Origin of the sequence: Faecalibacillus sp. H12 (assembly GCF_013361255.1) — a bacterium.
Taxonomy (GTDB): Bacteria; Bacillota_I; Bacilli_A; order Erysipelotrichales; family Coprobacillaceae; genus Faecalibacillus; species Faecalibacillus intestinalis.
In genome coordinates this window covers 380,261-396,313 of the sequence record NZ_JABWDK010000001.1, presented here as the reverse complement: position 1 = coordinate 396,313, position 16,053 = coordinate 380,261, and the positions used below count along the sequence as shown (strand labels likewise).

Here is a 16,053-nt window from a genome sequence, read left to right as displayed (position 1 = left end):
AATCACCCCTTTTGACATACAAATATAACTCTTTCACATTCAGTATCATATTTAGAAAAATCACTATATAACTTAATGTTTTTAAAACCAATTTTTTCTAATAATTCAATATAGGTTTCAACATCATACGTTTTTTGATAATGTTCTTCATAAACTCGATCATTTTCTACTTTATCAATAATTTCTACACTATGTTTTACATATCCTTTACTGATACGATCAACATGCCAATGAAAATAAAAATCATCTTCATCATTTTCTTCATCATAATCTTTTAAAATTGTTTCCATTTTATACATAGAATCAATATCAAAAATAAATGATCCACCTTTTTTTAAAGCATTATACGTATTTTCAAATACTTGTTTTACATTTTTTAAATCAATAACATAATTTAAAGAATCACATAAACAAAGAATAAGATCTAATTGACTATCAACTGCAAAATCACACATATCAATACGTGATAACATCACATCCACTTTAAAATCAATACATTTGTATTTAGCAACCTCTAACATATCTTTTGAAATATCTGTAGCACAAACTTGTTTTCCTAAATGAGCCAAACGTATTGCAATTTCTCCTGTACCACATCCAAGCTCTAATACAGTTTGATAATCTTTTACATGCTCATTAATAAATTGAATATAATCATTATAAAAATTTTGATCCATTAAACTATCATAATAATAGGCAAATGCTTCGTACGACATTACAAAATATCCTCTACTTGGACAAATGGCTTATCAGACCATAGTTTTTCAATTCCATAATTTTTTCTTTCTTCTGGATCAAATAAATGAACAACAATATCACCGTAATCCATTAAAATCCATTTACAATTTTTTCTACCTTCAATATTTTTTACATAGTATCTTTCTTTATCACAAGCATCTTCAATATGATCTTTTAATGCAAGAAGTAATCTTTCGTTACTTGCACTTGCAATTACAAAATAATCACAAATAGGACTGTCAATTGACATATCAATAACAACAATATCCTCTGCTAATTTTTCATCTAATACTTTTACAATTGTTTTTAATTTATCCATTTAAATCTCCTTTACAATATACTTGATAAACATCAAAAAAACATTCATCAATAGGTCTATTTTTCTTCTTCGAAAATTTATAAAAATTCTTTAGTTCTCCTTTAAAACCTTCTATGATATCTTCCTTACATAATGCAATTTGTTTTGAAGAATCATACCCTCTTAAAGGATCAAGTTTATCTGCACAATATACGCACATATCTAACAAAGACATGTTGGTTGAAGCTGTTGTGTGATGACGAATTGCTTGTAATATTTCAGCATCTTCAATCATAAAATCTTTTTGTGCTAAATATGTTGATAACCATTGATGATAAATTGCTCTTGGTTTATCAACATATTTACTAAAATACTTTTCCATCAAATCATCTTCTTGTTTTTTATCCATTTCTTTGGCAATATCATGCAACATTCCTGCAATATATGCTTTTTTACCATCAATTCCATTTGCAACAGCAAATTCTCTAGCAAGTTTTGCAACAGAACATGTATGCTTAAATCTTTTTTCGCTCATATATCCTGAAACAAAATTTTCTAAATATAAGCCATTTTGAAATGCATATGTATAAACATTTCGATCAACGATTTCTTTATTTCCCGCTTTAAATTGAGTGCTTGATTCAGTCGTTGAATCAGCTTGAATAAATTCAAAATGATAATCATTTAAAACATCATTTTTTTGATATCCTTTTCGATTAAAAGCTACTAATTGAACAAGTTCACTAATTTCTTTAGCAGATTTCCATTTATCAAATTGGCTAGCTTGATCCATTCCCATCATAAAATAGAGCTGATCATTTTTATATATTTTTTTTAATTCTTTAATTGTATCTATCGTATAATTTTTTTCATTATCTTGTCGATCAATTTCTAATGTACACACTTCACATTTTGAATTATCTTTAAGAGCAATTTGAATCATTTCTATACGTTGTTGATTATTTGCAACACTGTCTTCTTTCCAAGGATTGTGTTTGGTAGGTACAATTAACATCTTATCAAGTTGAAGAGATATAATTGCTTCATTAATGATTCTTGTATGACCTAAATGAATAGGATCAAAAGAGCCTCCAAAAATTCCTATTTTCATGGTAAACGATAAATTTCCTTTTCGCTTTCACGGTATAAAATGATTGTACGCCCTAATATTTGAACAACTTCAGCATCAGTTTTTAAAGATAATTCTTGTGCGATTTCATTTTTATCTTGTTGACAACTTTCTAAAATTTTTACTTTAATAAGTTCTCTTGATTCTAAAGCTTCATCAATTCCAATAATTTGATTTTCATGTAAACCATCTTTTCCAATTTGAAAAATAGCGTTTAAATGATGCGCTTCATGTCTTAAAAATCTTTTTTGTTTTCCAGTTAACATAATATATCCTCCTTTAAATTAACGCTTCTCTTATAAAGACTCCAACTTGTTCGGGAGCTTTCACTTCTATTAATGCATTTGGACAATGAATTGTCACAAATCCTAATCCTGAAATAACAACATCGACTTTATTTTCAGGTAATCTAAATTGATATGTTTTAAATGATTGAATATCTTTTAATTCTTCAACTTCAGGTTTTAATGTTTTATGTCGATTATAAAGAGCATCCGCATTTTCTAATTTTGTACGGTGAATTTGCAATCTTCTATGAAAATAACATGTCATTGATGTTTTTGAACCATTTAAAAAATCTAAACGTGCTAATCCACCAAAATATAAAGTTTGTTTACAATTCAACTGATAATTAACAGGTCGTAATTCACTTTGTGGTAAAATATCTTTTAATGTATTTTCATCAATAAGATGTGCTATTTGATGTCTATTGACAATACCTGGACTATCATAAATGGACGAATTTTCATCTAATGGAATTTCAATAAGATCCAATGTTGTACCAGGAAACTCACTAGTTGTAATTAAATTATCTTGAACATCACTATAGGCTTTCAATAAAGAATTGATTAAAGATGATTTACCAACATTAGTAACTCCTACAACATAAACATCTCTACCTTTTCTATATTGATCAATCATTTGCATTAATTCATCTAAATGATAATTCTTTTTTCCACTTGTAAGTAACACATCTAACGGTTTAATTCCCTCTAATTTAAGTTGCCTTCTCAACCAATGAATAATTTTCGTATCTTTGATTGAACGAGGTAAAATATCCCTCTTATTACCAACAACAATGACATCATTATAATTAATATGACGAACCAATCCTTGAATTAAACTTCCATTGAAATCAAATAAATCAACAAGATAAACAACTAAACAATCCTTTTCTCCAATTTTATTCAAAATTTCAAGAAAATCATCATCTGATAAATTTGTTGCTTGTAATTGATGATAGTTTTTTAAACGAAAACATCTTTTACATAATACTTGACTTCGATCTAGTGCATTTTTAGGAACAAAACCAATCTTTTTTTCATCTTCACTTTGAATAATAGCTCCACAGCCGTAACATCTTAACTCTTCCATAAATTACCTCTCTTTATCACATAACAATTGTACTCTATTATACTTGATTTTTAAAGAAATGTTAAGCAAAAGAAATATTAATTTTATTTATCATTTTTTGTCAAAAATAGCATTAATTATAATGAGGTGATCAACATATTTTCTTTATTACTTTCATTATTGAATAATGCTTACTTTATATCTTATATCAAGTCTAAAACTTTTGATTTACCACTCACTTTCAAAGAAGAACAATTTTACTTACAAAAAAAATGTAATGGCGATAAAGCCGCCAGAGATCTACTTATTGAAAAGAATCTTAGGCTTGTTGCCCATATTGCCAAAAAATATAATAACAATAGAGATTTGCAAGAAGATCTCATTTCAATTGGCACTATTGGACTTATTAAAGCCATCGATAGTTACAGTATTGATAAAAAAACAAAATTAGCAACTTATGCTTCAAAATGTATAGAAAATGAAATTCTAATGCATTTAAGATCAGCAAAAAAAATAAATCAAGAAGTTTCTTTAAATGAAGTAATTGGAGTTGATAAAGATGGCAGTGAAGTTGTTTTAGAAGATTTAATTGATAATAAGGAAAAACCTATTTTAGATCAAATATATGATGCTGATAATCTTCAAAAGCTTATTCAATGTTTTGATGTATTAACTTCAAAAGAAAAAGATATTTTAATAAAACGCTATGGGCTAAATTCATCTAAAAAAATGACCCAAAAAGAAATTGCTAAAGAGTATCACATTTCACGTTCTTATATTTCTCGAATAGAAAAAAGAGCATTAATTAAATTATTAAAATGTTATTTACAAGAAAAAGAAGGATAATCAATCATCCTTCTTTTAAAATTCATCATCATTTAAAATATCTTCTAACGTAATCTTTTCATATTTAATTGTATTTTTCTTTTTTGAATTAGATGTTTCTTTTTTAATAGGAACTTCTTGAATATCAAAATCATCTAATAAAGTTTTTTCTTTACTTTCTTTTAATTCAATAACACCACTTTGTAAATTTTGATTTTCTTGTTTTACATTGTAATCATTTGTTGTGATTACTCGATTTATTTGACTCCATAAAATAGTTTCGTCTTTTTCTAACTTAATAAACGATGAAAATCTTGATTCTAATGAAGCGTTATTGAAATCTGTTGGCTTGAATGTATACTCTTTAGATTTTGAAGTATAGACAGAAGCACTTTCTTTAGATGAAAGTACAAATGCATTCTTTACATAAATTGTTTTCGTTTTTAAATTTTTATACAATGTTGTTCCTTTAGTTGTACGTTTACATGCTGGTATATCATTCAATTTTAAACGTTTCATTTGACCGTCTTCACTAAGAATCAATACTGAATAATTTTCTAAAGGATCAAACACATCAACCGCTGCTATTGAATCATTTTTTAAATTAAGAGCTTTTATACCTGCAGCTTTTAAACCAACAATCGATACTTCTTGTTCACTATATAATCCACCATAGCCAGCTTTAGAAACAATAAATATTCCTTGTTGGTTATCAGTAAGTAAAGCACAAATCATAGTATCTTGTTCTTTTACTTTCATGCATGTGATTGCTTTTGAATATCTAGAAACTTCAAAATCTTTTAAAAGCGTCCTTTTGATTTGACCATTTTTTGTTGCCATTAAAACATAAAGAGGTAAATTAAAATCTTGAACAAGAATTGAAGAAATAATTTTTTCATCTGCACCTACTTTTACAAGATAACTTACATGTTTACCTAAATCTTTCCATTTAAATTCTTCTATTTTATGAACTGGTACAAATAAATAATTTCCTTTATTAGTAAATAATAATACATGATTTAAAGTATTTGCATGATGTAAAGAAATAAGAATATCATCTTCTTTTTTACCAAATGGAATATTCGTACTTGCTTTCATTGATCTTTGTGAAATACGTTTAATATAACCATCTCTAGTAACAGATACATAGATATCTTCAGAAATAATCATAGCTTTTTCATCAATTTTAATTTCACTAACTTCTTCTTTAATTTGTGTTAAACGAGGCATAGGATATTTTTGTTTGATTTCTTTAAGACGTTTAATGATGACTTGTCGTAAAACATCATCACTTTCTAATATTTCATTCAATCTTTGAACACGTTTTTCAAGTTCTGCTTTTTCTTCTTGTAAAGAAACAATATCAGTATTAGTCAATCGATAAAGTTGTAGCATCACAATTGCTTCTGCTTGCTTTTCAGAAAATGCATATTGTTTTATTAAATTGTTTTTTGCATCGCTTTTATCTTTTGACGCACGAATTGTTTTAACAACATCATCTAAAATAGAAATTGCTTTAATTAACCCATCAACAATATGCAAACGTTCATTTGCTTTATTTAAATCATATAAACTTGCTCGTGTTACAACATCAATTTGGTGATCAATATAACCATCTAGAATTTCTTCAATTCCCATTAAAACAGGTCTTTTATCCTTAATGGCTACCATATTATAGTTATAGTTTTTTTGTAAATCGGTATTTTTATAAAAATAATTGAGAGTATTTTGAACATTTACAGTCTTTTTCAAATCAATAACAATTCTCAAACCTTCTCTGTCTGATTCATCTCTTACTTCTAAAATACCATCAATATTCTTATTAAAACGAATCTCATCAATTTTTCTTACTAATTCAGCTTTATTGACTTCATAAGGAATTTCAGTAACCACAATTTGATTCATGTTTTTTTCTTCAATAATTTCAGTTTTTGCTCGAACAATAACTTTTCCTTTTCCTTTTTCAAAGGCCTTTTTAATACCATCTAATCCTTCAACAATAGCGCCTGTAGGAAAATCAGGTCCTTTGATAAATTCCATTAATTTATCTAAATGACAATGAGGATATTTAATTCGATGAATTGTTGCATCAATAACTTCTTGTAAATTATGTGGTGGAATATCTGTTGCATATCCAGCTGATATTCCAGTAGATCCATTGACTAAAAGATTAGGATATGCAGCTGGTAAAACCGTTGGTTCATACTCTGTATCATCAAAGTTTAAAGACATTAATACAGTATCTTTATCTAAATCTCTTAATAATTCACTTGCAATTGGTGAAAGTCTAGCCTCTGTATAACGCATAGCTGCAGCAGGATCATTATCAATTGATCCATTATTTCCTTGCATATCAATTAATGGTGCTCTGATTTTCCATTCTTGCGAAAGACGAACCATTGCATCATAAACTGACGTATCACCATGAGGATGATAATTACCAATAACATTCCCTACCGTTTTTGCCGACTTACGATAAGGTTTATTAGCCGTATTTCCTTCTTTATTCATTGAATAAAGAATTCTACGTTGAACAGGTTTTAATCCATCACGTACATCAGGAAGTGCACGTTCTTGAATAATATATTTTGAATATTTTCCAAAGCGATCACCCATGATTGCTTCTAAATTCATTACAATTTTTTTATCAGACATAAAAACCTCCTAAATTTGATAATTATCTTCTAATGTAAATTGTACATTTTGTTCAATCCATTCACGTCTTGGCTCAACTTTATCACCCATTAAAACAGTCACATTACGTTCAACCACAGCAGCATCATCAATTGAAACTTGAATCAAGGTTCTTGTTTCGGGATCCATGGTCGTTTCCCACAATTGAGAAGCATTCATTTCCCCCAGACCTTTATAACGTTGAACATTGTATCCTCTGCCAATTTTCTTTTTAGCATCTTCAAGTTCATAATCTTCCCAACAATAAATAACCTCTTCTTTTTTTCCACTTTTTTTAGATACTTTATAAAGAGGTGGAAGAGCAATATAAACTTTCCCTGCTGTAATCAAATCTTTCATATAGCGATAGAAGAAAGTTAATAATAATATTTGGATATGAGCCCCATCCGTATCTGCATCCGTCATAATAATAACTTTATCATAATGACTATCTTCAACTTTAAAATCTGCACCAAATCCAGCACCAATAGTATTGATTAATGTCGCAAGTTCTTCATTTTTTAAAATATCTTGTAAGGATACTTTTTCACTATTTAAAACTTTTCCTCTTAAAGGTAAAATTGCTTGATATTTTCTATCTCGTCCTTGTTTAGCACTACCTCCGGCAGAATCCCCTTCGACTAAATAAAGTTCATTTTTCTTTTTATTTTTAGTTTGAGCAGGAGCTAATTTCCCACTTAATATTCTTTCTTGTCTTGCACCTTTTCCTTTTCTTGCTGCTTCTCTTGCTTTTCTTGCTGCATCCCTTACTTGAGCAGCTTTAATCATTTTTTTAACAAGATTATCTGCAATTTCTTTATTTTCTTCTAAAAAATAAGATAATTTTTCATATACGATACTATCTACAATATTTCTAGCTTCTGGTGTCCCTAATTTTGATTTTGTTTGCCCTTCAAATTGTAAATAATGTTCAGGAACTTTAATGGAAATAATCGCTGAAAGCCCCTCTCGTACATCATTTCCTTCTAAATTTTTATCTTTTTCTTTTAATAGACCATATTTTCTCGCATAATCATTGAATGTTTTTGTAAGTCCAGATTTAAAACCTGTTTCATGTGTTCCACCATCACCCGTTCTTACGAGGTTAACAAATGATAATGTCGTTTCTTGATATCCAGAAGTAAATTGTAAAGCAATATCTACTTCCATCCCATTTTGTTCACCTTCAATAGAAATTGTTGGATGAAGTACATCTTTATTAGTATTTAAATAATCAATAAATGCTTCTAATCCATTTTCAAAATGGAATTCATCCATTTTTCCAGTTCTTTCATCTTTTAAAACAATTTTGATGCCTTTTAATAAAAAAGCACTTTCCATTAGTCTTTCACTAATTGTTTTATAATTAAATTCTATTGTTGAAAAAATTTGATCATTTGGTAAAAAATGAATCAATGTTCCCGTTTCTTTTGTTTTTCCAATAACTGTTAATTTTCCTATTGTTTCTCCGCCATCTTCAAAACGTTGCTTAAAAATCTTTCCATCTCTACAAACAGTCACTTCTAACCAATGAGAAAGTGCATTAACAACAGAAGCACCTACTCCATGAAGTCCTCCCGAAGTCTTATAACCACCATCTTCAGAGAATTTACCCCCTGCATGAAGAATTGTCAAAATAACTTCTGTTGTTGGCCTTCCTGAAGCATGCATGCCTGTTGGCATTCCACGTCCATGATCTTGTACCATAATACTATTATCTTTACAAATAGTGACTTCTATTAAATTACCATATCCAGAAAGAGCTTCATCTATTGCATTATCAACAATTTCCCAAACTAAATGATGTAATCCTCTACTATCTGTAGATCCAATATACATACCAGGTCTTTTTCTAACTGCTTCTAATCCTTCTAGAATCTGTATATTTGACTCATCATATGTATTCTTTTTTGCCATATAATCACTCCTTTTGTTATACTTGAACTATTATATCAATACTCTTGTTTTTTTTCAAAGTTTAATTGCATTTTTATAGGATAACTGTATAATTTAGCTTGGTGATAAAAATGTATGAAATATTATTGATTCTATTAGGTTATTTATACGGTTCTATCCCCTTTGCCCTAGTTATTGGAAAAGTATTTTATAATACGGATGTTAGAGAAAGTGGCTCGGGCAATTTAGGAGGAACAAATGCTGGCAGAGTCTTAGGAAAAAAAGCAGGTATTTCTGTAATTGTACTAGATGCTCTTAAAGCAGTTATTATATTTTATTTAAGTAGTTATTTATCTTTAAAATTCAATTTAAATCCTGATATTAAATATATCGCTGGATTAGCATGTATTTTTGGACATTGTTATCCTATCTTTGCTGAATTTCGAGGAGGGAAAGCTGTTTCAACAAGTCTAGGTTATTTTTTATGTATTGAACCATTATATGCAGTTGTTGCTATTGTTGTATTTTTACTTGTTTTAAAAATTTCAAAATATGTATCTTTATCTTCAATTTCTACTGCTTTGATTGTTTTATGTATTACACCGTTTCTAGCGGTGTCCATAACAGCAAAATTATGCATGCTTATAGCTGTTATCTTATTAGTTTATAGACATAAAGATAATATCAAACGTATTAAAAATCATACTGAATCAAAAATTCAATGGATGTAAAAAAGATTAGTTTATGATCGTTAAACTAATCTTTTTTATTTATAACTAATTTTTTCTTTTAAAGGTGTTAAAAAACAATCTTTCCCAATAAAATCTATTTTATGTTTTTTTCCATCAAATTCAAACAACGAAAGCGAACATCCTCTTACAATTTCTTGATTAACTTCATTTAATCGTTCAACAGGTAAATCTAAAAAAATTCCATGTAATATTGTAAATAACATACCATGAATTGTTATAAAAATTGTTTGTTGAGGATCTTCGTTATATTTTTCTAAAATAAAATCATTCAAACGAAAAACAACTTCTTCATATGTTTCTCCATTTGGCAAAGAAAATGACAATTGCGGTTGATGCCACAAACAAAAATAATCATGTTTCTTTTTTAAATCTTGAATATATTCTCCTTCATAATCACCGAAGTTCATTTCCTTTAAACGACTATCTTCAATAATATTTTCATTTTTAAAAATAAGTCTAGCTGTAGATTTTGCTCTTAATAAAGGCGAAGAATATACTTGATCAATATGTATTGTTTTCATATATTCACCTAATTTTAAAGCATCTTCTTTCCCTTGCTTAGTAAGCGGTGAGTCTTTCCATCCTTGTAGTCTTTTTTCTTCGTTCCATGCAGTTAAGGAATGTCTAGTAATATATATTTTCATATAAACAAAAATAAGGGTATCCCCTTATTTATATTGTGATTTAACTGAAGCCATGATTCTTTTAATTTGAGCCTCACTTGGTTTTCTTCCCATTTCCATATACATAGCACGAATCATTTTTTCATTGATAGGTGGATTTTTTTGTAATTGTTTTTTAAAGAAATAACGAGACGCAAAGAACCCAGCAATTAATCCAACGATTAATCCAAGAATTGCATATAACATTGATAATACCTCCCTTACAAATTCTCATCTATTATAACATAACTTTTTAAATTATGATAGAGAATATCAAAGAATATGTTTGTTTTATCTTTCGATTCAATAATAATTTTATAATTTTCAACATATAAACGACTTATTTCATGTGTAAGTTCATTTTCAAATATATGCATTTTCCCAACTCGATGATATTCTTTTCTATTGTGCAATTCTTTATAAATAAGTTCATTCATATAATCAACACTGTTATAGACGCAATTTATAAATTTATTCATAAAATCATTATCTAATGTAAGATTATCAAAATATTGTTTTAAATTTGGATACTTTTCAAATAATTGTTTTATACCTTCTTCGTATTCATATATAACATATTTCATCTCAATCACCTATTACTAAGGTATCATAACAATCAAGGGAAGAATGTAAAAAAAAGGGAGTACTCCCTTTATTTTAATAATTTTTTAATATTTTCTACAACTCCATCAACAGTAAATCCATAAGATTGGATAACATCTTGTGCTGGAGCACTTTTACCAAATTCATTAATAGACATTGTTATACCATCTAAACCAACATATTTATGCCATCCAAATGAACTAGCCATTTCTACTGATAAACGTTTACGCATTGCATTTGGTAAAACAGCTTCTTTGTATTGTTCATCTTGTTGATCAAAGAATTCTTGACATGGCATAGATACAACACGTACATCAATACCTTTTTCAAGAAGTACTTTTTTAGCTTTCATAGCTAAATTAACTTCTGATCCAGATGCAATAATGATAGCATCTAAATGATTTTCTTCTTTACCAATAACATAAGCACCCTTGCTTACACCTTCAACAGAACTATTTTCCATTGTTTCTACATTTTGTCTTGTAAGAATAAGTGCTGTAGGATTTTCAGTTGATTCAATCGCTAATTTCCATGCTGCTGCCATTTCTACGGCATCTCCTGGACGAATAACATGCATATTTGGAATTGATCTTAACATAGCAAACTGTTCAATTGGTTGATGAGTTGGCCCATCTTCACCAACTGCAATAGAATCATGAGATAATGGTAAAATAATTGGTAATTTCATTAAACAAGCCATTCTTACTGCTGCTTTAAAATAATCAGAGAATACTAAGAAACCACCAGCTGAAACTTTTACACCTTTATGCAATGTCATACCATTCATAATAGCAACCATTGCAAACTCACGAATTCCAAATACTAAATTACGTCCATTATAATTTTCAACACTAAAGTCATCTTCATCTTTAATTTTTGTTTTTGTTGAACTAGCTAAGTCTGCAGTTCCCGATAAGAAAGTTGGATTTTGTTTAGCAACTTCTTGAATAACTTCTAATGAAGTATTTCTTGTAGCATCATTATGTCCTACAGGATAATTCTTTAAAAGTTCATCAATGTTTAAAGAATATTTACCAGCAATAGCATCTTCTAATTGTTTTGCTTCTGTTGGATATTGTTCTTTATACTCATTGAATAATTTATTCCATTTATTAAATTTAGATTTTCCTCTTTTAATTGTTTTCTTTTTAAAATCTTCATATACTTCTTCAGGTACATAGAATTCATCATGATCAAAACCATAAGATAATTTAGCGTTTTTACCATCTTCTTTACCTAATGGTGCACCATGAACTTTATTTGTTCCTTGATTTGCTGAACCAAAGCCAATAACTGTATTTACAATAATTAAAGTTGGCTTGAATTGTTCTTTTTTACCTTTTTTAATAGCTTTATGAATTTCATTAATGTCATTTCCATCTTTAACTTCTAAAACTTGCCAATTACAAGCTTCATAACGTTTTTTTACATTTTCACTAAATGACATTGATAAAGGTCCATCCAAAGTAACCTTATTTGCATCATATAAAACAATTAATTTACCTAATGATAAATGACCTGCAAGAGATGCTGCTTCATAAGTAACTCCTTCTTGCATATCGCCATCACCACATAAAACATATGTATAATGATCAATAATATCAAAGTTTTCTTTGTTATATTGACTTGCTAAAAATTTTTCAGCCATTGCCATTCCAGCTGCCATTGGAATACCTTGTCCTAATGGTCCACTTGAAGCATCAACACCATGTGTCATTTCAATTTCTGGATGCCCAGGTGTACGAGAATTCAATTGTCTAAAATTCTTTAGATCATCGATTGTAACATCAAACCCTGTCAAATGTAACATGCTATATAAAAGTGCAGAAGCATGTCCACTTGCTAAAACGAAACGATCTCTATTAATCCATTCAGCTTCTTTGTTATAAATGTTTAGTTCTTTATTAAACAATGTATATAAAGCAGGTGCTGATCCAAGAACCATTCCTGGATGTCCAGAATTTGCTTTATTGATTGTATCGATTCCTAAACTTCTAATTGTTGCGATTGATAAATTTGAAATATCCATTTACATTTTCTCCTATTTTTAAATAAGTCAAGACATATTATACACATTTTCTATAAAAATTAAATATCTTCTACTAGAATTCCTTAATTTTTTAATTTTTCTTGTTTTAATTTAAGCGGTGTTATATCATTTCCTTTTTCATCTACAACTTTAATTGCTTTTAATTGAGATTTAAATCCTTCTCTAAAAAGCTTAATATATTCTTTTCTCAATTTATCCTGTTCTTTTAATTCTTCAGGAGTAATTGTACCTTCTTTTTTCTTTTTAGCTAAAACATTTATTCTATCTATAAGTTTTTGATCTATTGCTGCCATTTTGATTTCTCCTTTTAAATAAAAAACTAGAGAGCTTTTAGATTATCCCTGTTACGTACAGGTGGGCACCTTTAAATAATTTTAGGATTCCTATTCAAAGATAGGCTTTCAACACCATTATTTAGATCAGGTTCCCGTATCTAATGTGTAGGAAATTTATTTACACTCTCTAGTCGCATTACATTATACCATAAATTATTTTTAAATATACCCCTTTATTTATCTTTTTTAACAATATAGCTTGAAGCATATTCCTTATTAAAGTATCTTTTTACTTCATTTATATCTGCCAATGTCATTTTACTTACATAATCTACTAAATCAAATGAACAAATTCCTTCAAAATAATAACGGCTAAAAGTATTCGCAATACTTTCTGGACTATTGTAACTATTGATGAAGTTTCCAATTGTTTTTCTTTTAATTCTTTCAAAGTCATCTTCTGCTATTTCTAAATCTTGAACATGATCTATAAAATTAAAAATTGTCTTTTGCAATAATTCATAATCATCTTGATCTCCACCCATTAAAATAAAAGCATAATCTCTTTCTTGCGTAAAACTTGCACTAAATGTTTCATTAATATACCCTTTTTCTAACCATTCGTTATATAACGAAGAACTTTTAGAAAAATATAAATCAAATAATAAATTTAAAGCTAATTCTCTTTTAATTTTATCTTGAGGATCATCAAGAATTTCATTAATTTTAATAGAAACAATCAATTTATTCATTTCAACTTGCATTGTATCAATTTGTTCTTTAACAGCCACTGATGTTGGTTCTTCTATTTTTAATCTTTGAATTGCATTTTCAGATAAGAAATGCTTTTTATTTTGATTTTCTTTAATGACACCTATTAATTCTTCAGGATTAATATTACCTACAACAAAAAGCATCATATTATGTGGATGATAAAAAGTTTGATAACAAAGTTCCAACATATCTTTATACGTATTATTAACAGTTTCACAAGTTCCAGCAATATCAATCTTAACAGGATGTTTATGATACAAGTTGGCAATAGCTCCAAAATAAACACGCCAATCTGGGTCATCATCATACATTTTTATTTCTTGACAAATAATTCCTTTTTCTTTTTCTACGCTTTCGTCTGTAATATTTAGACTTTGTACAAAATCTAGTAAAAGTTCAACACAATCATTTTCATTTGTTGTCGTTGAAAATAAATAGGCCGTACGACTTGATGATGTAAATGCATTTGAACTTGCCCCAAGTTTAGCAAATTCATCAGCAGCATCCCCATTTTCCATATCAAACATTTTATGTTCTAAAAAATGAGCAATTCCGTCTTCGACTTTTATCATTTCTTTTTGTCCTAAAGGTACAAAAGTTGTATCAATCGATCCAAATCTTGTTGAAAATAAACCATATGTTTTTTCAAAATCAATTTTAGGTAACAAATATACTTCTAAACCATTTTCCAATTTCTCATGAAATAACGTTTCTTTTAAAGTTTGATAATATATTTTTTCCATTACTCATTTCTCCCTTTCAACAAAAATATTGTATCAAGTTCAATATTTTGACAAACATCTACAATATCTTGATAAGTAACATTTTCAATTTTTTCTAAATATTGTTCATTTGTTTCTTTTTTTCCCGTAATATCTCTATTGTATTGAACGGCAACTTGACTTAATGGCTCATCGTTTGTTTTTTTCATAGAATTTTTAATCATTAATTTTGCAGTATCAATATCATCTTGATCAAAGCAACCATCTTGCATTTCTTTTAATTGTTCTTTAATTAATTGAACGGTTTGATGATAATCTTTTCCTTCTATGCCAGCTGTAATGACCATCACTCCATTAAAAGCATCATAACTTGAAGAAATATAATAACATAATGAATTTTTCTCTCTAACAACTTTAAATAATTTAGATTGACTCATTCCACCAAAAATCGCATTAAATACTACAAAAGCATAATGATTTTGGTGATTGTAATTTACTGATATACGATATCCCATATTAAGTTTAGCTTGTGTAACATCTTGCTTTTCGATGATTTCTAATAAATCTTTTCTATTTTTTTCAAATGAATATACACTTTCAAAAATTGAATTATTCTTTTCAAAAGATAAACACTTTTCAAAGACATGAACAATAGATTCATCTACATTTCCAACTACATAAATATGTTTTTGGTCATTTTTTATACACTCCTTAAAATACGAAAATAATTCTTCATTTTCAATTTTTTTTATATCTTCAATATTTCCATGAGAAGAAATCCCTAAACATGTCCCCTTTCCCATATATTCAAACATTTTTTCTAAACTATAATAAAATTTATCATCTTGATTATTAATAAGACGTTCAACCAATTCTTTTTTCTTTCTTTCAAACATTGTTTGATCAAAAACTGTTTTTGAGGCATTAGGTTTAAAGAAAATATCATTTAACAATTGGATTTGCCGTTGAATAAGATCTTCTTTGTAAGGTAAATATTCTTGATTAATACAGATTGAATTAATATTAATAATATGACTCTTACCTTTAGTAACAACATTAGCTCCTAATTTCATGCCATACATGCTTTCTAAATATATAGAAAGTTCTTGTGTTGAGGGATATTTTTCTGTACCCGTAGTCAACATAAAAGATAGTAATGTTCTTTTAGCAACCGTTTTTTCATCTAGTGTATTTTGTAATTTTAATGAAATTGTAATATTTTTAAATTTATTTGTAGGGATCAAATGTAAATCATACCCTGGCATTTTATAAACTTTTTCCATAATCATTTCCTTTCATTCTC

The 16,053-nt window shown here is 28.1% G+C and carries 16 protein-coding genes and 1 other RNA gene; 2 read left to right on the top strand and 15 right to left on the bottom strand.

Annotated elements, in window-relative coordinates; all coding sequences use genetic code 11:
* Nucleotides 1–2 precede the first annotated feature (2 nt).
* Genes HUU89_RS02270 through yqeH form a run of 5 tightly spaced genes read right to left on the bottom strand, consistent with a single transcriptional unit; the run spans nucleotide 3 to nucleotide 3,539 of the window.
* The gene (locus HUU89_RS02270; protein WP_119363369.1) at nucleotides 3–716 is read right to left on the bottom strand and encodes a class I SAM-dependent DNA methyltransferase; all 714 of its coding nucleotides are present in this window, start codon (nucleotides 714–716) and stop codon (nucleotides 3–5) included.
* Nucleotides 716–1,057 (bottom strand): ribosome silencing factor, encoded by a 342-nt coding sequence (gene rsfS / locus HUU89_RS02265; RefSeq protein WP_022001269.1) that lies wholly within the window; start codon nucleotides 1,055–1,057, stop codon nucleotides 716–718. Before rsfS ends, HUU89_RS02270 begins: the two co-directional genes overlap by 1 nt.
* Nucleotides 1,050–2,147 carry a nicotinate-nucleotide adenylyltransferase gene (locus HUU89_RS02260; RefSeq protein WP_175300891.1) on the bottom strand — a complete coding sequence of 366 codons (1,098 nt, stop codon included), beginning with the start codon at nucleotides 2,145–2,147 and terminating at the stop codon, nucleotides 1,050–1,052. The genes rsfS and HUU89_RS02260 overlap by 8 nt, the downstream gene beginning before the upstream one ends.
* On the bottom strand, nucleotides 2,144–2,431 hold the full coding sequence (gene yhbY, locus HUU89_RS02255; RefSeq protein ID WP_022001271.1) for a ribosome assembly RNA-binding protein YhbY: 288 nt from the start codon (nucleotides 2,429–2,431) through the stop codon (nucleotides 2,144–2,146). The genes HUU89_RS02260 and yhbY overlap by 4 nt, the downstream gene beginning before the upstream one ends.
* Before the next feature lie 13 nt (nucleotides 2,432–2,444).
* Complete coding sequence (gene yqeH / locus HUU89_RS02250) at nucleotides 2,445–3,539, bottom strand: ribosome biogenesis GTPase YqeH (protein WP_032090046.1); 1,095 nt, start codon at nucleotides 3,537–3,539, stop codon at nucleotides 2,445–2,447.
* Nucleotides 3,540–3,674: 135 nt separating this feature from the next.
* Between yqeH and sigK the strand changes: the two genes are divergently transcribed.
* Entirely contained in the window at nucleotides 3,675–4,364 is a 690-nt protein-coding gene (gene sigK, locus HUU89_RS02245; protein WP_107029510.1) for an RNA polymerase sporulation sigma factor SigK, read from the top strand.
* A gap of 15 nt (nucleotides 4,365–4,379) precedes the next feature.
* Here sigK and parC read toward each other — a convergent pair whose 3' ends face one another.
* Nucleotides 4,380–6,998, bottom strand: a complete 2,619-nt coding sequence (parC, locus tag HUU89_RS02240; protein WP_175300890.1) for a DNA topoisomerase IV subunit A — start codon at nucleotides 6,996–6,998, stop codon at nucleotides 4,380–4,382.
* Nucleotides 6,999–7,007: 9 nt separating this feature from the next.
* Nucleotides 7,008–8,933 (bottom strand): DNA topoisomerase IV subunit B, encoded by a 1,926-nt coding sequence (parE, locus tag HUU89_RS02235; RefSeq protein ID WP_022001275.1) that lies wholly within the window; start codon nucleotides 8,931–8,933, stop codon nucleotides 7,008–7,010.
* A gap of 110 nt (nucleotides 8,934–9,043) precedes the next feature.
* Between parE and plsY the strand changes: the two genes are divergently transcribed.
* Nucleotides 9,044–9,643, top strand: a complete 600-nt coding sequence (gene plsY / locus HUU89_RS02230) for a glycerol-3-phosphate 1-O-acyltransferase PlsY (RefSeq protein ID WP_147580268.1) — start codon at nucleotides 9,044–9,046, stop codon at nucleotides 9,641–9,643.
* 35 nt (nucleotides 9,644–9,678) lie between these two features.
* On the opposite strand, the gene HUU89_RS02225 is transcribed toward plsY, so the two are convergent.
* The 8 genes from HUU89_RS02225 to yfmF form a co-directional block, all read right to left on the bottom strand.
* On the bottom strand, nucleotides 9,679–10,308 hold the full coding sequence (locus HUU89_RS02225) for a histidine phosphatase family protein (RefSeq protein ID WP_117792905.1): 630 nt from the start codon (nucleotides 10,306–10,308) through the stop codon (nucleotides 9,679–9,681).
* 24 nt (nucleotides 10,309–10,332) lie between these two features.
* Nucleotides 10,333–10,533, bottom strand: coding sequence for a YneF family protein (locus HUU89_RS02220; protein WP_022001278.1), 201 nt, complete (start codon nucleotides 10,531–10,533; stop codon nucleotides 10,333–10,335).
* 14 nt (nucleotides 10,534–10,547) lie between these two features.
* On the bottom strand, nucleotides 10,548–10,910 hold the full coding sequence (locus HUU89_RS02215) for a sporulation inhibitor of replication protein SirA (RefSeq protein ID WP_022001279.1): 363 nt from the start codon (nucleotides 10,908–10,910) through the stop codon (nucleotides 10,548–10,550).
* Between the two features lie 68 nt (nucleotides 10,911–10,978).
* Nucleotides 10,979–12,958, bottom strand: coding sequence for a transketolase (gene tkt, locus HUU89_RS02210; protein ID WP_175300889.1), 1,980 nt, complete (start codon nucleotides 12,956–12,958; stop codon nucleotides 10,979–10,981).
* A gap of 83 nt (nucleotides 12,959–13,041) precedes the next feature.
* The gene (locus tag HUU89_RS02205; protein WP_022001281.1) at nucleotides 13,042–13,272 is read right to left on the bottom strand and encodes a DUF896 domain-containing protein; all 231 of its coding nucleotides are present in this window, start codon (nucleotides 13,270–13,272) and stop codon (nucleotides 13,042–13,044) included.
* 19 nt (nucleotides 13,273–13,291) lie between these two features.
* Nucleotides 13,292–13,451: non-coding RNA, 6S RNA (ssrS, locus tag HUU89_RS02200), on the bottom strand.
* 36 nt (nucleotides 13,452–13,487) lie between these two features.
* Nucleotides 13,488–14,771, bottom strand: a complete 1,284-nt coding sequence (gene yfmH, locus HUU89_RS02195) for an EF-P 5-aminopentanol modification-associated protein YfmH (protein ID WP_175300888.1) — start codon at nucleotides 14,769–14,771, stop codon at nucleotides 13,488–13,490.
* Nucleotides 14,771–16,033 (bottom strand): EF-P 5-aminopentanol modification-associated protein YfmF, encoded by a 1,263-nt coding sequence (gene yfmF / locus HUU89_RS02190; RefSeq protein WP_147580270.1) that lies wholly within the window; start codon nucleotides 16,031–16,033, stop codon nucleotides 14,771–14,773. The genes yfmH and yfmF overlap by 1 nt, the downstream gene beginning before the upstream one ends.
* Nucleotides 16,034–16,053 lie beyond the last annotated feature (20 nt).